The organism is Stutzerimonas decontaminans (assembly GCF_000661915.1).
GTDB lineage: Bacteria > Pseudomonadota > Gammaproteobacteria > Pseudomonadales > Pseudomonadaceae > Stutzerimonas > Stutzerimonas decontaminans.
The window spans coordinates 132,112-151,952 of sequence record NZ_CP007509.1 but is presented as its reverse complement, the minus strand read 5'-3'; the positions used below and the strand labels follow the sequence as shown (position 1 = coordinate 151,952).

General features: G+C 62.6%; 21 protein-coding genes and 1 tRNA gene. All 22 read left to right on the top strand.

The window, feature by feature from the left end:
- Nucleotides 1-43 precede the first annotated feature (43 nt).
- The 22 genes from panM (at nucleotide 44) to UIB01_RS00635 (ending at nucleotide 19,819) form a co-directional block, all read left to right on the top strand.
- The gene (gene panM, locus UIB01_RS00745; RefSeq protein WP_038665285.1) at nucleotides 44-442 is read left to right on the top strand and encodes an aspartate 1-decarboxylase autocleavage activator PanM; all 399 of its coding nucleotides are present in this window, start codon (nucleotides 44-46) and stop codon (nucleotides 440-442) included.
- A gap of 191 nt (nucleotides 443-633) precedes the next feature.
- The gene (locus tag UIB01_RS00740) at nucleotides 634-2,859 is read left to right on the top strand and encodes an AsmA family protein (RefSeq protein WP_038655936.1); all 2,226 of its coding nucleotides are present in this window, start codon (nucleotides 634-636) and stop codon (nucleotides 2,857-2,859) included.
- On the top strand, nucleotides 2,856-3,923 hold the full coding sequence (gene mutY, locus UIB01_RS00735; protein ID WP_038655934.1) for an A/G-specific adenine glycosylase: 1,068 nt from the start codon (nucleotides 2,856-2,858) through the stop codon (nucleotides 3,921-3,923). Before UIB01_RS00740 ends, mutY begins: the two co-directional genes overlap by 4 nt.
- The gene (locus UIB01_RS00730; protein WP_038655932.1) at nucleotides 3,920-4,192 is read left to right on the top strand and encodes an oxidative damage protection protein; all 273 of its coding nucleotides are present in this window, start codon (nucleotides 3,920-3,922) and stop codon (nucleotides 4,190-4,192) included. Before mutY ends, UIB01_RS00730 begins: the two co-directional genes overlap by 4 nt.
- Nucleotides 4,193-4,284: 92 nt before the next feature.
- Nucleotides 4,285-4,360: transfer RNA gene (locus UIB01_RS00725), tRNA-Phe, on the top strand.
- 174 nt (nucleotides 4,361-4,534) lie between these two features.
- Nucleotides 4,535-5,758: a tyrosine-type recombinase/integrase gene (locus UIB01_RS00720; RefSeq protein ID WP_038655930.1), complete on the top strand. Its 1,224-nt coding sequence runs from the start codon at nucleotides 4,535-4,537 to the stop codon at nucleotides 5,756-5,758.
- 539 nt (nucleotides 5,759-6,297) lie between these two features.
- The gene (locus tag UIB01_RS00710) at nucleotides 6,298-6,480 is read left to right on the top strand and encodes a helix-turn-helix transcriptional regulator (protein WP_038655926.1); all 183 of its coding nucleotides are present in this window, start codon (nucleotides 6,298-6,300) and stop codon (nucleotides 6,478-6,480) included.
- A gap of 5 nt (nucleotides 6,481-6,485) precedes the next feature.
- Complete coding sequence (locus tag UIB01_RS00705; protein ID WP_439900406.1) at nucleotides 6,486-6,737, top strand: helix-turn-helix transcriptional regulator; 252 nt, start codon at nucleotides 6,486-6,488, stop codon at nucleotides 6,735-6,737.
- Nucleotides 6,738-7,007 (top strand): helix-turn-helix domain-containing protein, encoded by a 270-nt coding sequence (locus tag UIB01_RS00700; protein WP_038655924.1) that lies wholly within the window; start codon nucleotides 6,738-6,740, stop codon nucleotides 7,005-7,007.
- Nucleotides 7,008-7,303: 296 nt separating this feature from the next.
- Complete coding sequence (locus tag UIB01_RS23205; protein WP_181075925.1) at nucleotides 7,304-7,462, top strand: hypothetical protein; 159 nt, start codon at nucleotides 7,304-7,306, stop codon at nucleotides 7,460-7,462.
- A complete protein-coding gene (locus UIB01_RS00695) occupies nucleotides 7,459-7,776 on the top strand; it encodes a hypothetical protein (RefSeq protein ID WP_038655922.1) in 318 nt (105 codons plus the stop codon). Before UIB01_RS23205 ends, UIB01_RS00695 begins: the two co-directional genes overlap by 4 nt.
- 3 nt (nucleotides 7,777-7,779) lie before the next feature.
- Complete coding sequence (locus UIB01_RS00690) at nucleotides 7,780-8,700, top strand: toprim domain-containing protein (protein WP_051605035.1); 921 nt, start codon at nucleotides 7,780-7,782, stop codon at nucleotides 8,698-8,700.
- Nucleotides 8,697-10,217: a DUF3631 domain-containing protein gene (locus UIB01_RS00685; RefSeq protein WP_038655920.1), complete on the top strand. Its 1,521-nt coding sequence runs from the start codon at nucleotides 8,697-8,699 to the stop codon at nucleotides 10,215-10,217. The genes UIB01_RS00690 and UIB01_RS00685 overlap by 4 nt, the downstream gene beginning before the upstream one ends.
- On the top strand, nucleotides 10,217-10,552 hold the full coding sequence (locus UIB01_RS00680; protein WP_038655918.1) for a hypothetical protein: 336 nt from the start codon (nucleotides 10,217-10,219) through the stop codon (nucleotides 10,550-10,552). Before UIB01_RS00685 ends, UIB01_RS00680 begins: the two co-directional genes overlap by 1 nt.
- On the top strand, nucleotides 10,549-11,151 hold the full coding sequence (locus UIB01_RS00675; RefSeq protein ID WP_038655916.1) for a hypothetical protein: 603 nt from the start codon (nucleotides 10,549-10,551) through the stop codon (nucleotides 11,149-11,151). The genes UIB01_RS00680 and UIB01_RS00675 overlap by 4 nt, the downstream gene beginning before the upstream one ends.
- A 1,604-nt stretch (nucleotides 11,152-12,755) precedes the next feature.
- The gene (locus UIB01_RS00665; RefSeq protein ID WP_038655912.1) at nucleotides 12,756-13,535 is read left to right on the top strand and encodes a substrate-binding periplasmic protein; all 780 of its coding nucleotides are present in this window, start codon (nucleotides 12,756-12,758) and stop codon (nucleotides 13,533-13,535) included.
- A 192-nt stretch (nucleotides 13,536-13,727) separates the two neighbouring features.
- Nucleotides 13,728-14,210 carry a thermonuclease family protein gene (locus tag UIB01_RS00660; RefSeq protein WP_038655910.1) on the top strand — a complete coding sequence of 161 codons (483 nt, stop codon included), beginning with the start codon at nucleotides 13,728-13,730 and terminating at the stop codon, nucleotides 14,208-14,210.
- A 274-nt stretch (nucleotides 14,211-14,484) separates the two neighbouring features.
- Entirely contained in the window at nucleotides 14,485-16,542 is a 2,058-nt protein-coding gene (locus UIB01_RS00655; RefSeq protein WP_038655908.1) for a BCCT family transporter, read from the top strand.
- A 288-nt stretch (nucleotides 16,543-16,830) separates the two neighbouring features.
- The gene (locus UIB01_RS00650) at nucleotides 16,831-17,604 is read left to right on the top strand and encodes an ABC transporter ATP-binding protein (RefSeq protein WP_003281313.1); all 774 of its coding nucleotides are present in this window, start codon (nucleotides 16,831-16,833) and stop codon (nucleotides 17,602-17,604) included.
- 14 nt (nucleotides 17,605-17,618) lie between these two features.
- Complete coding sequence (locus tag UIB01_RS00645; protein WP_038655905.1) at nucleotides 17,619-18,374, top strand: ABC transporter substrate-binding protein; 756 nt, start codon at nucleotides 17,619-17,621, stop codon at nucleotides 18,372-18,374.
- A 63-nt stretch (nucleotides 18,375-18,437) separates the two neighbouring features.
- Nucleotides 18,438-19,133, top strand: coding sequence for an ABC transporter permease (locus tag UIB01_RS00640; RefSeq protein ID WP_038655903.1), 696 nt, complete (start codon nucleotides 18,438-18,440; stop codon nucleotides 19,131-19,133).
- Nucleotides 19,130-19,819, top strand: coding sequence for an ABC transporter permease (locus UIB01_RS00635; RefSeq protein WP_038655902.1), 690 nt, complete (start codon nucleotides 19,130-19,132; stop codon nucleotides 19,817-19,819). The genes UIB01_RS00640 and UIB01_RS00635 overlap by 4 nt, the downstream gene beginning before the upstream one ends.
- Nucleotides 19,820-19,841 lie beyond the last annotated feature (22 nt).

Here is a 19,841-nt window from a genome sequence, read left to right as displayed (position 1 = left end):
CGTATCCTTGCCGGCACTTCTGCTCAGCCGTCGCAAGGTCGCCATGCCCGTCTACGTCGAATCCGTCACCCAGCCCAGTCCGCAGGATTTAACCGATCTGGCGAAAATCTACGCCGATGCGCCCGAGTGGCTGCTGATGCCCTATGCCACAGCCGCGGCGCTGATCGAAGCGGCGCTGGCCGATGGCAGCCTGATCGCCGGTCGCTTCAACGACCGCTTGCTCGGCGCTGCCCTGCTGCAGCGCGGCGACGATGCCTGGCGCCTGTCGCACCTATGCGTACGCAAAGTCACCCGCAAGCGCGGTGTCGGCCGCCGCCTGCTGGAAGAAACCCAGCGCCTGGCCAGCGAAGCCGGCAAACCGCTGCGCCTGGCAGCCCCTGCAGGTCATCTGGAAGCCAGCGCGCTGGCGGCGCGAACCCATTTGCCGCTGGATTCGCTCTAAGCTGCCCATGACTGCGCCGCAGCCGCCGCTGCCCGACCTGGTCGGCCGGCGGGCCGCGCCTGGCCGGCACAGTGGCCATCTGCGGAACCCGCACTCCTGATGCCACTCCAACGCCGACCGCGTTCCCGACATGCCCAGGCACGGGGCTATACTCGGCACCTTTCAGATCGCTCATCTACAAGGACTCGTCCATGAAATCGCTCGGCAAAATCCTGGGTCTGGTCTTTCTCGGGCTGTTGCTGATCCTGGTGGCGGCAGGCTTCGCCCTGACCCACCTGTTCGATCCCAACGACTACAAGGACGAGATCCGCGACCTGGCGCGCAGCAAGGCCGGGCTCGAACTGGACATCAAAGGCGACATCGGCTGGAGCCTGTTCCCTTGGCTCGGCCTGGAGCTGCACGAGACCACCCTGGCCAGCGCCCAGACACCGGAGCAACCGTTCGCCGACCTGCGCATGCTCGGCCTATCCGTGCGAGTAATGCCGCTGCTCAGCCGCGAAGTGCAGATGAGCGACATCAAGGTGAACGGTCTCAACCTGACGCTGAACCGTGACGAGCAGGGTCGCGGCAACTGGGAGGGCGTCGGCCAGCCGGCCAAACAGCCAGAGCAGTCCGCGCAAACCCCGAAGGCCAGCGAGCCAGGCCCAGAACAGGCCGACCAAGCGCCAGCTTCGCGCAACAAGCCGCTGACGCTGGATATCGACAGCCTCACCATCAGCGATGCCCGCGTCACCTACCACGACGCCAAGACCGGCCAGCAGTACAGCGCAGAGAGCATCGAGCTGACTACCGGCGCCATTCGCGAAGGCAGCTCGATCCCGGTCAAGCTCAACGCCTTCTTTGGCAGCAATCAACCGGTCATGCGTGCACGTACCGAACTGCAGGGCGCGCTGCGCTTCGACAACCAGCTCAAGCGCTACCAGTTCGAGGACATGCGTCTGTCCGGCGAGGCTTCCGGTGAGCCCCTGCAAGGCCAGACGCTGACCTTCAGCGCCCAGGGCCAGCTGCTGGTAGACCTCGCTGCGCAGATCGCCGAATGGAACAGCCTGAAGTTCACCGCCAACCAGCTGCGCGGCCTAGGCGAGTTGAAGGCGCGTGATCTGGACAAGGAGCCGAAGATCAGCGGCGCGCTGACCGTGGCGCAGTTCAACCTGCGCGAATTCCTCCAGGGCACCGGCCAGCAACTGCCAGCCATGGCTGACGCTGCCGCACTGGGCAAGGCCGAACTGGTCAGTCGCCTGAGCGCTACGCAAAACAGCCTGGCGCTGGAAGAGCTGACCCTGAAACTCGACGACAGCACCTTCACCGGCCGCCTCGCCGTCAGCGACTTCGCCCGCCAGGCGTTACGCGTCGACCTCAAGGGCGACCGCTTCAATCTGGATCGCTATCTGCCGCCCCCGAGCAAGGAGCAGCCGGCCGAGGCGGCGCGCAAGAGCGAGGTCAAGAGCACTCAGGCCAGCGCAGTCGGCAGCGGCACCACGCCGCTGCCCAAAGCGCCGACCCAGCAAGCCTGGAGCGAGGCTTCGGTATTGCCGCTGGATCAGCTGCGCAAGCTCGACACCGAGGTCAACCTGGCCATCGGCAGCCTGACCGCAATGAAGATCCCGCTGGACGGCTTCAACCTCAAGGTACGCACCCGCAACGGCCTGCTGACCCTGCAGGAAATGCGCGCTGGCTTGTATGGCGGTCGCCTGGACGGCGCGGCCAGTCTCGATGTACGCCCGGCCCTGCCATTGCTGACCGTGCAGCACCGTTTCAATGGCGTGCCAGTCGAGCGCCTGCTGGAAAGCCAGGGCGAGGACGTGGTGATCAAAGGCCTGCTGAACCTGGATGCCGACCTGCGCACCCAGGGCAACAGCGAAAAGGCCTGGATCGACAACCTCAACGGCAAGGTCGGCTTTCTCATCGACAACGGCATGCTGGTCGATGCCAACCTCGAGCAGCAGCTGTGCCGAGCGATCGCCACGCTCAATCGCAAGCCGCTCGCCAGCGAGCCACGCAGCAAGGACACGCCGTTCCGCGAACTCAAGGGCAACCTGACCCTGCGCAACGGCGTGGCCAGCAACCCCGACCTCAAGGCCAGCATTCCGGGCCTGACCGTCAACGGTAACGGCGATGTCGATCTGCGCGTGCTGGGCATGGACTACCGCGTCGGCATCGTCATCGAAGGCGACAAGGGCGCCATGCCGGACCCAGCCTGCCAGGTCAACGAGCGCTACGTCGGCATCGAATGGCCGCTGCGCTGCCGCGGCCCACTGGAGCTGGGCGCCAAGGCCTGCCGCTTCGACAACGACGCCCTGGGCAAGGTCGCCGCGCGGCTGGCTGGTGAAAAACTCAACGAGAAGATCGAAGAGAAGCTCGGCGGCAAGGTCAGCCCGGAACTCAAGGATGCGCTCAAGGGCCTGTTCAAGCGATGAATCCCGAGCAGTTCGGCGCGGCGGTCCTCGACTGGTTCGACCGCCACGGCCGCAAGGATCTGCCCTGGCAGCAAGGCATCACCCCGTATCGGGTGTGGGTGTCTGAAATCATGCTGCAGCAGACCCAGGTCAGCACCGTGCTCGGCTACTTCGACCGCTTCATGGACGCGCTGCCCAGTGTCGAAGCGCTCGCCGCCGCCGAGGAAGATGAGGTGCTGCACCTGTGGACTGGCCTCGGCTATTACAGTCGCGCGCGCAACCTGCACAAGACTGCCAAGTTGATCGTCGCCGAACATGGCGGCGTGTTCCCGGCCAATGTCGACAAGCTCGCCGAAATGCCGGGGATTGGCCGCTCCACGGCAGGCGCCATCGCCAGCATCAGCCTGGGCCTGCGCGCGCCGATCCTCGACGGCAACGTCAAGCGTGTGCTGGCCCGCTATGTCGCCCAGGAAGGCTATCCCGGCGAGCCGAAGGTGGCCCGCCAGCTGTGGGAGGTGGCCGAGCGTTTCACCCCGCAGCAGCGGGTCAACCATTACACCCAGGCAATGATGGATCTCGGCGCCACGCTGTGCACCCGTAGCCGCCCGAGCTGCCTGCTCTGTCCACTCAAGAACGGCTGCCGCGCCCATCTGCTCGGGCGCGAAACCGACTTCCCGGTGCCCAAGCCGCGCAAGGCGCTGCCGCAGAAGCGCACGTTGATGCCGTTGCTGGCCAATCGCGACGGCGCCATCCTGCTCTATCGCCGCCCGTCGACGGGCCTGTGGGGCGGGCTCTGGAGCCTGCCGGAGCTGGACGACCTCGCCGCCCTTGATCCCCTGGCCGAACGGCATGCCCTGCAGCTGGAAGATCGCCGCGAGCTGCCAGGCCTGACCCACACATTCAGCCATTTCCAGCTGGCCATCGAACCCTGGCTGATCAGGGTCAAGTCCGCGCCCGACGCCGTGGCCGAGGCGGACTGGCTCTGGTATAACCTCGCCACCCCGCCGCGCCTCGGCCTCGCCGCGCCGGTAAAGACACTGCTCAAGCGCGCCGCCGCTGAATTGCATGCAGGAGAGAACCCATGACCCGCACCGTGAACTGCCGCAAGTACAACGAAGAACTCCCCGGCCTCGAGCGCCCGCCGTTTCCAGGACCGAAAGGCGAGGACATCTACAGCAACATCTCCAAGCAGGCCTGGGATGACTGGCAGAAGCACCAGACCATGCTGATCAACGAGCGCCGGCTGAACATGATGAACGCCGAGGATCGCAAGTTCCTCCAGGGCGAGATGGACAAGTTCTTCTCCGGCGAGGATTACGCCAAGGCCGAAGGCTACGTGCCGCCGAGCGAATGACCTTCGGCTGCGCTAAGCGCCCGTCCGGATTAAATATTTTTCCGGACCACGCTTGACAGGCAAAAGCCAAATCCGTCTAATAGCGCCCCGTTGCCCAGGTAGCTCAGTCGGTAGAGCAGGGGATTGAAAATCCCCGTGTCGGCGGTTCGATTCCGTCCCTGGGCACCACCTTTCGTTTTCAGGTGGTGCCAAAACCACCCGAAAGCCCACAAGAAGCCCGCCTAGTGCGGGTTTTTTGTTGTCTATACTTCCCGTGGAAACCCTTGTAAGCCCCAATCTTTAGGGGCATTCTTTGGGGCATGACCGGTTCGGTCAAATTTATGCCCCTACGAGGTGCGCCCCATGCCACGGAAAGCCACGCCGCTGACGGACAGCGCGATCAAGGTAGCCAAGCCCAAGGACAGCCCCTACAAGCTGACGGACGGCCAAGGGCTGTATCTGGAGGTCACGCCCAACGGCTCGAAGCTGTGGCGCCTCAAGTACCGTTTCGATGGAAAGGAAAAGCGGCTGGCCTTGGGCGCTTACCCTGCCGTGTCGCTACAGCAAGCCCGCCAGAGGCGCACAGATGCACGCGAACTGCTGGCCCATGGGGCTGACCCCAGCGCAGAGAAAAAAGCCGCCAAACAAGCGCAACGGGCCGATGGCGTGACGTTCGAGACACTGGCGCGGGAGTGGTACGCCTACAACGCGCCACGCTGGGCCGAAAGCACCGCCTACAAGTCGCGGCTGTATATGGAAAACGACCTGATACCCGGCATCGGTGCGCGTCCGGTTAAAGCCATCACCCGCCCGGAACTGGTCGAACTGGTGCGCAAGGTCGAAGCGCGGGGCACGCTGAACGCCGCTGGCAAGATTCGCCAATGGCTACACCAGATATTCCGCTTCGGTCTGGCTAGTGGCGTGGTCGAAGCCAACCCGGCCACCGATCTGGACGTGGTAGCCGCTCCACCGAAAGCCACCCGCCACCATCCGCACGTTGCCTTTGCCGAACTGCCCGAGCTGCTGGGCAAGATCGAATCGACCACGCTTAACACCCTGACCCGCTGCGCCATCCGCTTGCTGGTGCTGACTGCCGTTCGACCTGGTGAGCTGCGCCAGGCGCCCTGGTCGGAGTTCGATCTAGACGGCGCGACCTGGACCATTCCGAAAGCGCGCATGAAAGCCCGCCGCCCGCATGTGGTGCCCCTACCCCGCCAAGCCGTCGCCATCCTGCGCCAGCTCAAGGAGATCACGGGCGATTACCCACTAGTGTTTGCAGGGCAGCAGAACCCCGACAGGCCAATGTCGGAGAACACGATAAACAAGGCGCTGCGCCTGATGGGCTACGAAGGGCGCCAGACCGGCCACGGCTTCCGCCACTTGCTGAGCACCGAACTCAACGGACGCGGCTATAACCGGGACTGGATCGAACGCCAGTTAGCCCATGGCGACAACGACGAAATCCGCGACACCTACAACCACGCCACCTATCTGGAGCAGCGCCGGGAGATGATGCAAGCCTGGGCCGACTCGATAGACGCGCTATGCGGCGGCGCCAACGTGGTGAGCATCAAGCGCAAGGCTTAAGCAACCAGTGCAACCCGTAAGCGCAACAGAAACAATTTGATACATATAGATTGAAGCGTACCAATACGTACTATTGGGTGCGCTGGGGTGCTTTAGGGTGCTTTAAGGTGTTTTAGCTTTATCTAAGGGCACTTGCTGGGCGCAAGTTTTAGACAGCACCGCGTAGACAGGCTTTGAAACTCAATAACGGCACAAGTAACATCGGGGCCACTGGCTAGACATACAGCAACCGTGCGGTGGTCGCAGTAACACCACGGTACAGCACGGCAGCTGTAGGATCGCAGACAAAGAAAAGCCCAGCGCTACCAACGCTGGGCCTTCGATGGGGATAGACGCTACCAACGTCTGTAACCGGCAAGCCAGTTAACGACCCCCGAGGGATGAAGCTTTTGAGATGGGCTTCTACAACACGCAGTTGTATGCGTGTGCCGCAGACTGTATTGCCACCGGCATTGATACGTCAATGCATGACCCCGCCTAGGGGACCGGAGGCATACTGTCCCCCTCGGGTTTTTGACCAACTGCACAAGGACCAATCCATGCAGACCAAAAACCCTATCTACCGACCTGTAGCCGAGCTGTGCGAACGCTATCAGGTTTCCCGCACGACTTTCTGGCGCTGGAGCAAGGCTCCAGGCTTTCCGTCCCCGGTTCGCTTTGGGCGCTCGGTGCGCTGGAATCCCGAGTTCGTTGACGCCTTCCTGACCAAACGGGAGGCTTAACAATGATGACTTCGAAGCCCCGCGACGGGGTTATGGGATCGGCTTGCCTAGAGAAAGTCACACCCCCTCGCCGCTTTATCAAAATGGCCAAGGTGAAGGACTACACCAGCCTTTCCACATCCGAAATTTACCGGCGCATTGCTGCCGGAACCTTCCCGGCTCAAGTAACACTTGGGCCGAAGTCGGTCGCTTGGGTGGAATCGGAAATTTTGCAGTGGTGCGATTCGCTCGCTGCTCAACGCGGGGAGGCTGCATAAATGGCTGACAAAACAACACAGCGCCATAGCACCAGTGTCGAAGCACAGCGCGCCCGCCTGCTGGCACGGCTACGGATCGGCGCCCTAGACACGTTCACCGCCCGCCGTGAGCTTCACGTCATGCACCCTGGGGGGCGCATCAAGGAGTTGCGCTCTGCTGGCCACCCCATCCGCACCGAGCGGGTCACTCTGACGGATGAGGACGGCATCACCCACAACGGCGTTGCCCTTTACTACCTGAGCAGCACCAGCGCGGAGGCGACCGAATGAACACACCGCGCTTGCGCTTCCCGATTGCCAATAAGCACCAGCGGCGCTATGGTTCGCCCGTTGCTGCAAATTCAGCGACCGGGTTTGGCGACCCGAACTATCCAAGGCGCACAAGCGCCGCACCGCAGACAGCTGGCGCTTTTTTTGTGCCCGCAGTCCGTTATGGCGGCTGTGCGTGGGAGACCGAAAGGTCTGCCGGTTCCCTTGGATGCCGGTTCGCCAACCCGCGTACAGCTGCCACCCTTAATCGTTTGGCGACGGTTCGTGGCAGCTCCACAATCCAAGGAGCTACACCCATGCAAACCACCCGCAATCCGTCCACCCATGCCGCCGCCTGGAAGGCCCGCGCCTTCGCCGCGCTGCGCGCTGATTCGTCCCTGTCCGTCCGCCTGCGCCGCTACAACGAAGCGATGGCCCGCGCCCGCTCCCTGGAAACCGTAGGGGGTGTGCAATGAAGCCCGTTTGCTGGAGCCACCTACTGCCCGATCCGATGGTTCTTAACGATTACTCGGATGACAAGCTCGAAGCCATCGAGCGCACAGCCGATTGCGAGGTTCTGAACCTGACGCTTGGAATCGCCGCAATTGGTGAGCTGCTGGCCTTCACCGCCGACGCTGGCGAGTTGGAGAAGGACACCGCCCGAAATATCGGCTGGCTGATCAACTCGCTGGGCAAGCTGTCGAGCAGGCTGGTCGATACCTCGAACGGCGCGGTGGAGGAACAACACTGCCGCAAGGCCGTCGCACCGTCCCCGACCGCAGAGGGCTAAATCATGACCATTCAAAACGGCGCCCGTGCGCCGAGGGGATCGGCTTGCCTGGAGAAAGCCGAACTGGCCTTCCGCGACGCCCTGCAAGCCACGTTCGGGCCGCTGGATTGGCTGCCAGTAGCAGACGGCACCATTCACCGTTTCCGCGTGCCAGACGACAAGCCCGGCACGCTTAACGGCTGGTACGTCCTACACCTGGACGGCATCGCGTCGGGTGCGTTCGGTAGCTGGAAGGCGGGAGGTTCGAGCACCTGGAGCAGCCGCAAACCAGCCGACCCGATGGAGGCCGAATTGATCCGCCAGCGGGTTGAGCAGGCCCGCCACCAGCGCGAAGCGGAGCAGCACCAGCGCCAGCAAGCCGCAGCCATCGAGGCGCAGCGACTGTGGAGCACCAGCGCCCCGGCTGATCCGCATCACCCTTACCTGAGCGCCAAGGGCTGCCGGCCGCACGGCCTGCGCCAACGTGGCGACGTTCTATTGGTGCCGCTCTACCTGGGGCGCGTACTGGTCAACCTGCAACGCATCGCAGCGGACGGCGGCAAGCGGTTTCTGTCCGGGGGCCGGGTGAAGGGCTGCTATTCGCCCATCGGCGCACTGGAGCCAGGCCAACCGCTGTACGTCTGCGAAGGCTGGGCAACCGGCGCGACCATCCACGAGCACAACGGCGCCGCCGTGGCCTGTGCCATGAATGCGGGCAACCTGCTGGAAGTCGGGCGCCAGCTCCAACGGCACTACCCCGAGAGCCCGTTGATTATCGCGGGAGACGACGACCGCCAGACCGAAGGCAATCCCGGACGCACCGCAGCCACTCAAGCCGCCGCCGTGCTTGGCTGTGGCCTGGTGCTGCCGCCCTGGGGTGGAGCGGAGCCGCTGAACCTTTCCGACTTCAACGACCTGCGCCAGTGGCGGGAGGCGAACCAATGAGCAACCTGGCCGAACTGATCCCCGAACCTGTACCGGCACCCGATCCCATCGCGGACGCGCTCGCCAGGAGCAAACAAGATCCCGGCGCCATCTTCGAACCCGAGGTGCTGGCCTTGCTGCGCCAGGTGAGAGACGCCGACCCGGCGCGCTGGGCACGCATTCGCCACGCGGTAAAGGAAGCCAAGACGGTAAGCATGGCTGACCTGGACAAGCTGACCAGCGCCGCCAACGAAGCTACGGCGGGCACCGACGAGCTGTTCCCCGAAGTGACGCTATGGCCTGAACTGGTAGACGGTGCCGAGCTGCTGGAAGCGCTGACCACGATCATTCGACGCCATGTGATAGCCGACCCGGCCACGGTCCACGCCGCCGCGCTTTGGGCCGCCTTCACTTGGTTTGTGGACGTGGTGAACGTCGCACCGATTGCCAACATCACCGCCCCGGAGAAGCGTTGCGGGAAAACGGTAATGCTTGGCGTGCTGTCGCGTCTCGCCTGCCGTCCGCTGGCCGTTTCCAATATCGCACCGGCTGCGTTGTTCCGCGCCCTGGAGCTGTGGACGCCGACACTGCTGATTGACGAGGTGGACGCCTTCTTGGCCGAGCATGAGGAAGCGCGGGGCATTCTCAATGCCGGGTTTACCCGCGACTCCGCTTTCGTGATTCGCTGCGTCGGCGATGACCACATGCCCACCCGGTTCAACGTATGGGGCGCAAAGGCGCTGTGCGGCATCGGGAAGATTGCAGACACCCTGTCCGACCGGAGCATTCCGCTGCGCCTGCGCCGCAAGCTGCCGGGGGAGCGTACCGTAAAGATTCGCCACGCCGACCCCGCTGCCTTCGCCGAGCTGGTAAGCAAGCTGGCGCGCTTCGCCATCGACAATCGGGAAGCCATCCGAACGGCCAGGCCCGCCGAGGTGGATGGCTTGAACGACCGCGCCAACGACTGCTGGGAGCCGCTGCTAGCGGTTGCCGAAGTGGCCGGGGGCAATTGGCCACGCATTGCCCGCAACGCCGCCGCGACACTTCACGGCCTGGAGGAAGACACGCCGAGCATTGGCGCTGAGCTGCTGGCTTCAATCCGCGACGCTTTCGACACCCGCCGCACCGAGCGTCTGGCGACCGCTGATCTATTGGAGGCACTTGCCGAAGATGAGGAAGCACCGTGGGCAGCGTGGAACCGGGGCAAGCCCATGACACCGCACCAGCTTTCCAAGCGGCTTTCTGAGTTCGGGATCAAGCCCGGCGCCCATCGCATCGGCTTCAAGACTGCCAAAGGGTACAAACGGGAGCAGTTCGAGGAAGCCTTTAAGCGGTATCTGTCCGCCGACACCCCCGGAAAATCGGTAACACGGTTACAAGCCAGCAACCATGCGGCTTCCAGCGATTTTGAAACCGTAACACGGAGCGCTGCCGTTACCGATCAAAACGGGCTGAAAGCCAGTAACGGCGCGGGTTGTAACCATGTTACCGATCCAAAGGGGGTACAGACCGAAGACAACGCGGAGTACTTCGGCTAATGGCCGCCTTGGACTACCTGCGCCGGGCTGGTCTGACTGTCGAGAGCGTGGCCGACCGGCTGCGCGTCTCGCCCGTCGAGCGCATCACCGACCCCTTGCGCCACTTCATACGCGAGCACCTTGCCGAGCTGCTGGCCGAACTGAACGCGGCCAACGACTCGACGCACTTGCCCACCAGCGAACCGAAGCGCACCGCCTGGAGGATCACCCGAGCAGGCCAGCCGATTGGCTACATGGTCGGCCAGCCAATGACCTATTCCGAAGCCCTGGCCGCCGCTCGCTGGCGCTGGGCTGATGCCGAACTAGACGGCGCACCAAAGGAGCCGAACCCATGAAAGCCAGCCAGATTCGAGCACTCGCCAACATAGCCGACAAGCCAGGCGCCAGCGTGAGCACGCAACTAATCGCCATGCGCCGGGTGTGTCGCCTTTTTTGTCATGAGCGCGCAACGATCCACCAAGAGCGCCGCGCATTGCGACGTAAAGCCGCCAAGCTGAAAGCCTTTTTGCCATTCACTGCCGCAGCCGTTGCCAACCTGGAGCAGCAAGCCAGGGCGCACGAAGCCGAATCGCTGGAAGGTATGAACCGGGCGCTGATCGGGATAGGCCGGGCCGTCATCCTGCAAAGCACCAGTACCACGGCGGCACTTGGATTTGATCGGCTGTGCGATCTGCTGAGCGTGAACCCCGCGCATCGAGCACAAGCGATCCGCGACGGCGACACCAACATTACGGCGCTGGTCTTTATTGCCTGCCTGGAGGACAGCGCAACGGGGCACGGCGCCGCCTGGGGCAATGGCGGACCGCTGTATAAAGCCTGCCTACTGGCTATGGCTGACTTCATCCGCACCGCACCAGAGGGAGCGCTACCCGATCCGTTCGCACCCGGCGCACCCTTCGGGCCGAAGCTGCCGCCCGTGCTGCGCGTGGTTTGATCGCTGGCGCCACGGACGGCGCTACCCCCCCCGTTAGGTTCTCCCCCGCCCCGGCACCATCACGGGTGATTCGCGCCCCGCCTTTTCGCTTCATACGGACTTTTCCAGCCTGACCCCGCTTCCGGTTCCGCCTTCCGTTGGAAGCCCAGCCAGCACGCCCGCAACGGACACCAGCAAGGCGGAAACGACCGGCACCAGTTGGCCTATTGCCCAGCACCAGCGCCCGACATATGAAGCCTGGCGCGAGACAACGAAACAACAACCAACCCACCAGCCAGCGCCGTATATAGCGAACGGTCACGGCACGAATCACCCGCAATGGGGGCGCCCCCTTGGGAGGACCCAACACCACGGGGAGGGCCGGTTGAAAGTCTGAGCAAGCGCAATGCCCGAACGACGGGGGGAGCCAGATTTTCGCGCCGTCATAATTCAGATTTAAAAACGGGCAATGCGATGGCGCTGTAAATCCCCCTGATTCGGGGCATTTAAAGTGACCCTGAACCACCTTTGCGCCTGACAGCAGGTCACAGGTTCGCAACCGCTTCGCGCAACTGGTTCGCAAAGCCGGTACGCACGGAAACTACGCACTTTCACGCGCACTTTTCACGCACTACCCCGTTTTGGGGAATCGACCCATGAATGCCAGTTAAGTGACCAGTACGCGCGCGAGGCCGAAAGGCTTTTAGGGACTCCGAAAACACCGGAGGGCGATATTGGGGCGAGGTGAACATCGAGATCGCAACAAGGCGAAATGGTAAGGACACTGTATGCCATGAGCAGCGCGTCGCATGCGGCTTGGATCATTCAACCTTATCTGGCAGATTCCAGAGTCAGTTATTCAAAGTCTATGGAGAGGCGAACTATGGAGCTTTACCGGCTAACCGAAGCGGGACGCAAATTGGAGATAGGCTATCGCCGCAACGCACGGATAGCGCTCGAAGCACTCGGACCCACGTTTACTGAGACCAGAGCTATGGACGCACTAGCCGTGCTCGACGCATTCAATATGCTTGGCGAGGGGACACCGGCCAGCTTTTGGCATCGATTCACGGCGCAAGGTGCCCACTCGCACAAGACACCGTTTATCGAGCACGTTTCTGATTGAGATAGGGGCACTTTTCGTTTTGGGGGCATTTTTGGGGGCATCGACAAACAAGCGAACCACACAAACCCAGCAAATACGCCGCCTTTAGCGAATGGTTCGGTTCCGTCCCTGGCACCACTAATACCGAGAAACCCCAAGCGAGCTTGATCTCCTTGGGGTTTTTTATTGCCTGCGATTCGTTCCAGTGGCCCGCCGTGCACCAGTCAGGCTGCGCAGAGCGGCTCAAGATGCACGCTTATGTTGCGGCCCCTAGCCTGCGAGTATTGCGTGACGCCCTACCTCGCTGGTTGAAGGCCGATGCGGATCGACACCCTAGTCGCCCACTGCGAGGGATACTCTCAACACTGGCGCGCACGGCTGGCAAAGCGTTATGCCTCATTCAGCGCGATGCGTTGACCTGGTTGTGCGCTAGGCTAATGCTAACGGAGCGGGCCGCGCGGGATGTTGCCCGGCTGCGTCGAACTGCCAAGGAACGCCGCGCAGTGCAAGGAGCCGAACGGTGCACAGGATTCTCTCGATTCTGCTGATATGGCTGACGTCGACGGCCGCCCTAGCCGGTGCGGCGCAGTGGCGTTTCGTAACCGAAGAGTTTCCCCCATTCACCTATCCTGCTAGCGCCCCAGTCAGCGAAACCGCAGGCGTCGCTGCGGCCGGCCCGTTTGTAGAGGTGGTAAATGCCGTCTGCGCGCGCTTGCAGCGCCAGTGCACGATCACCCTGTATCCGTGGCAGCGAGCATTCCGCCTGGCCGAACAGGGGCGGGCGGACGGGATCTTCACGCTGGCACCTTCACCGCAGCGCGAGCAGATCTTCCATATCAGCCGGATGCTGGTCACTTCTCGCTACAGCGTTTTCGCCCAGGCTGACAGCAGCTTCGTCTTCAACCAGCCAGCTGACATGGCTGGCCGGCGGGTTGGCGTCTATGGCCCATCCGGAACCTCGTACGTACTGTCCGAACGTCTGAAGTCGGTGCCTGACGTACGCCTGCACCTGACCACCGACAATCGCCGACTCTTGCGCATGCTGCAGTCCGGGCGCTTTGGCGCGGAGGGCCTTGCGGTCCTCAATCAGGATGTCGCCTGGCATCTGATCGAGGACGAGCTCCTCGAAGGCATACGGGAGGCCGGCGAAATGGGGCCAATCAGCTATGGCATTGGCCTTTCGCGCAAAACGGTAAGCGCGGCACAGTTCGAAGCCTTCGCCCAGGCGCTCGACGCGGCAATAGCCGACGGCACGGTGCCGAAGATCCTGCGCCGGCACCAACTCGAAGCGGCCTACTGAGCGCAGCGTGCACCGCACCATTGCCGGCTACGAAGCGGCAGATGAGCCGCGCTGCTGCTCGGCGAAATGCCTCCGCTGTGCGTGATCTGTTGCGCGCTCGCCAAGCGAAGCAAACCATCTGAGACCTGGCTCCGGTCCGGCCGGCGGGTGCCCTGTTACCCTCGCCCGCCTTTGAACCGCACGGACGCCATCATGCTGCGCTATCTATTCGCCGCCCTGCTCATCACAGCCATGCCTGTCGCAGCGGAAACAATCGATTGTCGAGTGATCGGCATCGCCGATGGCAACACCTTCAGCTGCCGTACCGACGAAGGTGAAAGGCTCAGGGTGCGGATGGCGGAGACCTATGCGCCAGAGCTCAAGCAGCCTTACGGCAGCCAAGCCAGGCAGGCGCTTTCAAGCTACGTCTTCGGCAAGAAGGTGCAGCTGACGATCAAGGGCCGCGACGAACAAAATCGGACCCTCGCGCGGGTCAGAGCGGGCGATATCGACGTCAACTCGCAAATGGTCCGAACCGGCAGCGCCTGGGCCTACCGCGGTCAGCTGGACGATCGCACACTGCTCGATCTCGAGGCCGTGGCAAGAGAATTCAGACGTGGCATCTGGTCATTGCACAAGACCGAGCAACAACCCCCATGGGAATGGCGCAAGGAACCTCATAGCGGCATGCGCTAGCGATCTGGCTGGCCCCGCCCGCCTGGCGAGGCCGGACCTCTGCGCTTCAATGGGGCGCTGACCGCTGATGACACCGTTGCCCAAATTCTGCGAAAAGCACCGGCTGGATCCTGCGCTCCAGGCAGCTCTACCCGGCATTCGAGCTTTCCAGACGTATTTTCTCTGAATCATTCGGCGCTTCGGGCCGTCTACCCAGAAGGCAGCGTTCGGGCACTCCGGAGGTTTCGCCGCGTACATCCCGCTCATCACCCGCGCAAACGGAGGCTGACCGTCCATGGACGCCGCCAAGAAAATGCCCAAGGCCATCATTCTGTTCCCCGTGTTCATTCCAGCAGTGATCGTCACACTGCTGCTGGTGATCGGAACCATCAGCAATCCGGAACTGGCCGGTGAAGTATTCAGCTCGACGCTGGCTTTCATCACCACCAACTTCGGCTGGTTCTACATGCTCTCGGTGGCGTTTTTCCTGGTGTTCATCGTCGGCATCGCCATGACGCCCTGGGGCAGCATCAAGCTGGGCCCGGATCACGCCGAGCCGCAATACAGCTTCCCGGCCTGGTTCGCCATGCTCTTTTCCGCCGGCTACGGCATCGCCCTGCTGTTCTTCGGCGTGGCCGAACCCGTGCTGCACTATGCCTCGCCACCCGCCGGAGCCGGAGAAACCGTCGACGCGGCCAAGCAGGCGATGCAGATTGCCTTCTTCCACTGGGGCTTTCATATCTGGGCCATTTATGGCCTTACCGGTCTGGTGCTGGCTTACTTCTCGTTTCGCCACGGCCTGCCGCTGTCGATGCGCTCGGCGCTGTACCCGATCATCGGCGAACGTATCCATGGGCCGATTGGCCATGTGGTGGACATCTTCGCCATTCTCGGCACGCTGTTTGGTATTGCCACCACGCTGGGCCTGTCGGTTACCCAGATCAACGCGGGCATCAACTACCTCTGGCCGTCGATACCGATCAGCATCAACGTGCAGATCATTGCCATCGCGATCATCACCGGCCTGGCGATCTGCTCGGTGGTCGCCGGCCTGGACAAGGGTGTGAAGAACCTTTCGCTGCTGAACATGATCCTGGCGATCGGCCTGATGCTCTTCGTGTTTCTGGTCGGGCCGAGCATCTTCATTCTCGAAACCTTCCTGCAGAACACTGGTAGCTACCTGAACAACATCATTGAGCGCACCTTTAACCTGCAGGCTTACAGCCGCAGCGACTGGATCGGAAACTGGACGCTGTTCATCTTCGGCTGGACCATCGCCTGGTCGCCCTTCGTCGGCCTGTTCATCGCCAAGATCAGCCGCGGCCGGACCATTCGTCAGTTCGTGTTTGGCGTGATGTTCGTGCCGACCATCTTCACCTTCCTCTGGTTCTCGGTGTTCGGCGACACGGCGCTGCACATGATCATGGTCGAGGGCTATACCTCGCTGATCTCGGATGTGCAGGCGGACAACGCCATCGCGCTGTTCAAACTGTTCGAACTGCTGCCGATGACGTCCATCGCCTCGTTCCTCGCGGTGGTGCTGATCATCACCTTTTTCGTCACCTCGTCGGACTCCGGCTCTCTGGTGATCGACTCGCTGGCCGCAGGCGGCGCGCTGCACACACCAGTGTGGCAGCGAGTGTTCTGGGCCAGCATCGAGGGCATCGTGGCATCCGCACTGCTCCTCGCCGGCGGCCTCAGCGCGCTGCAGACCATGACCATCGCCAGCGCGCTGCCCTTCGCGATCATCATGATGATCGCCGCGCTGGGCATGTGGCGCGCACTGGTCATCGAAGGCCACCACGAAACCAGTCTGCAAAGCCACATGCAGGGCAGCCGACTGGCGAGCAATGCCGGACCAGGGCTGTGGAAGAAGCGCCTGGCCGGGATGGTCAGCTTCCCCAGCCGGGAAGAGGTCGACGGCTTCATGAACACCACGGTACTGAAAGCCATGCGCCGCGTGCAGCGCGAACTCAGCGGCCAGGAATGGGCTGCCGAAGTGCACACCGATGAAGCTCATTCGCGGCTCTACCTGGAGGTCATCAAGGACGACCAGGTGGACTTCATCTACGAGATCCGCGCGGTCGGTTACGCCATGCCGGCGTTCGCGCTAACCGAGGATCCGGAGACCGACGAGCAATACTATCGCGCCGAAGTGTTCCTGCGCCGCGGCGGTCAGCATTACGACGTCTACGGATACGACCAGGCGGACATCATCAGCGACATACTCGACCAATTCGAGAAGTACCTGCACTTCCTGCACATCTCACCGGGCAGCTTGCCGTGGAAGATGGCCGAGCACGACGAAATGCTCTCCGACGATCAGGACGCGCCCAAGCCTGAAGCAAGCTGAGACCGTTTCAGCTTCCGCCCGCACGGAACGGGCCGAACCTGCCATTTGCGCCACGCACCGGAGTGCGCCCGCGCGTGCAGCGTTGATTTCATCTATACAGATGGAGTCGCACCGTTGGCCAGGGAAACGTGACCGATCGGTCATACCGCTCAACGCCGCATCGCGCTTGGCGCATGCCGCATCGCATGCTAGGTTTGCGCCTCGCCAGGACGGCGAGCAGTTCGCGCGGAGCGCACCATCAGATATCTAGACCATGGCGGCCTTCGCCGGTCTGTAAGAGGACCCCACATGGCCGAGGCCATCCCTGCACTGGAAATCCGCAACCTGCACAAGCGCTACGGCGATCTGGAAGTTCTCAAAGGCATTTCGCTGACCGCCCGCGATGGCGACGTGATTTCCATCCTCGGCTCTTCAGGCTCCGGAAAATCCACCTTCCTGCGGTGCATCAACCTGCTGGAGAACCCCCATGAGGGCGAGATTCTGGTGGCTGGTGAGCAGCTCAAGCTGAAGCGCGACAAGCAGGGTGACCTGGTCGCTGCCGACGGCAAGCAGCTCAACCGGATTCGCAGCGAATTGGGTTTCGTGTTCCAGAACTTCAACCTCTGGCCGCACATGACCATCCTCGACAACATCATCGAGGCCCCACGCCGGGTGCTCGGCCAGAGCAAGGCCGAAGCCACCGAAGTGGCCGAAGCCCTGCTGGCCAAGGTCGGCATTGCCGACAAACGCCACGTCTACCCCAACCAGCTTTCTGGTGGTCAGCAGCAACGCGCGGCGATCGCCCGCACGTTGGCGATGCAGCCCAAGGTGATTCTGTTCGACGAGCCCACCTCGGCGCTCGACCCGGAAATGGTACAAGAAGTGCTTGCAGTGATTCGGTCGCTCGCCGAGGAAGGCCGGACTATGCTGCTCGTCACCCACGAGATGAATTTCGCCAAGCAGGTATCCAGCGAAGTGGTATTCCTCCACCAGGGCCTGGTCGAGGAGCAAGGAACGCCCGAGCAGGTATTTGACAACCCTCAATCGGCGCGCTGTAAACAATTCATGTCCAGCCATCGCTAATGGAGCAACACCGCATGAAGAGCTATAAAAAGATCCTGCTGACCGCTGCTGCCTCGCTGATCATCAGCACCCAGGCATTCGCCGCGGAAAAACTACGGATTGGTACCGAAGGCGCTTACCCACCCTTCAACCTGATCGACGCCAGCGGCAAGGTGGTCGGCTTCGACCTGGACATCGCCCACGCACTCTGCGCCAAGATGCAAACCGAGTGCGAAGTGGTCACCTCCGATTGGGACGGCATCATTCCCGCGCTGAACGCCGGCAAGTTCGACTTCCTCGCCGCCTCGATGTCGGTCACCGAAGAGCGCAAGAACGCCGTCGATTTCACCGACCACTACTACACCAACAAGCTGCAGTTCGTGGCGCCGAAGAACGTCGACTTCAAGACCGATGAAGGCTATCTGAAAGGCAAGGTGATCGGTGCTCAGCGCGCCACAATCGCCGGCACCTGGCTGGAAGACAACCTGGATCGCGTCGTCGACATCAAGCTCTACGACACCCAGGAAAACGCTTACCTGGACCTCGCCTCCGGTCGCGTCGACGGCATCCTGGCTGACACCTTCGTGCAGTGGGAATGGCTCAAGAGCGATGCTGGCAAAAGCTTCGAGTTCAAGGGCGAGCCGGTATTCGATGACGACAAGATCGCCATCGCTGTACGCAAGGGCAACGACGAGCTGCGTGAGAAGCTGAACAAGGCGCTGGCCGAGATCATCGCTGACGGCACCTACAAGCAGATCAACGACAAGTACTTCCCGTTCAGCATTTACTGATCCAACCGAGCCGAAGCCCGGTCGCCTGAAACTGGCCGACCGGGCTTCGGTGTTTGAGCTCCTATGATTCCTGACCTTCACGGATTCGGTCCGGCCCTTATCGCCGGCACCTGGATGACCATCCAACTGGCCCTCGCCTCCCTGGCGCTGGGGCTGGTGCTCGGTCTGCTCGGCGCTCTCGCCAAGACCTCGCCCTACAGCGCGCTGCGCTGGCTCGGCGGCACCTATTCGACCATCGTGCGCGGCGTACCCGAACTGCTCTGGGTGCTGCTGATCTACTTTGGCACCATCAGTCTGATTCGCGGCATCGGCGAGCTGTTCGGCATCGCTAATCTGGCCCTCAGCCCGTTCGCCGCTGGCACCATCGCCCTGGGTTTGTGCTTCGGTGCCTACGCCACCGAAGTATTCCGCGGCGCGCTGCTGGCCATTCCCAAGGGGCACCGCGAGGCTGGCCTGGCATTGGGGTTGGACAAGCGGAGAATCTTCACGCGGCTGATCCTGCCGCAGATGTGGCGCCTGGCGCTGCCGGGACTGGGCAATCTGTTCATGATCCTGATGAAGGACACGGCATTGGTATCTGTCATCGGCCTGGAAGAGATCATGCGCCGCTCGCAGATTGCCGTGACCGCCAGCAAGGAGCCCTTCACTTTCTTCCTGGTCGCCGCCTTCATCTACCTGTGCCTGACCATCGTCGCCATGATCGGCATGCACTTCCTTGAAAAACGTGCCGCCCGCGGCTTCGTGCGGAGCGCAGCATGACCTGGGAAATCTTCATCAAGTGGCTGCCGAGTTTCATCGATGGTGCCTGGCTGACCCTGCAACTGGTCGGCGTATCGGTCATCGCCGGCCTGATCGTCGCCGTGCCATTGGGCATCGCCCGTTCGTCACGGCACCTGGCGGTTCGCGCCCTGCCCTACGGCTATATCTTCTTCTTCCGCGGTACGCCGCTGCTGGTCCAGCTGTTCCTGGTCTATTACGGCATGGCGCAGTTCGAGGTGGTGCGCCAGAGTGCGCTCTGGCCGTACCTGCGTGATCCATACTGGTGCGCGATCATCACCATGACGCTGCACACGGCCGCCTATATCGCCGAGATCATCCGCGGTGCGATCCAGAACGTGCCGCCCGGTGAAGTCGAAGCCGCCCGGGCGCTGGGCATGTCCCGCGCACAGGCGCTGCTGCACATCATCCTGCCACGCGCCACACGCATCGGCCTGCCGGCCTACAGCAACGAAGTGATCCTGATGCTCAAGGCCAGCGCCCTGGCCAGCACCATCACCCTGCTGGAACTGACCGGCATGGCGCGCAAGATCGCCGCACGCACCTACCTGCATGAGGAGATGTTCCTCACCGCCGGCCTGATCTACCTGCTGATCGCCTTTATCCTAATGCAGGGCTTCAAGCTGCTGGAACGCTGGCTGCGCGTCGACGCCTGCCAGGGACGGTAAACCGCGGGACCGGTGGGGTGGA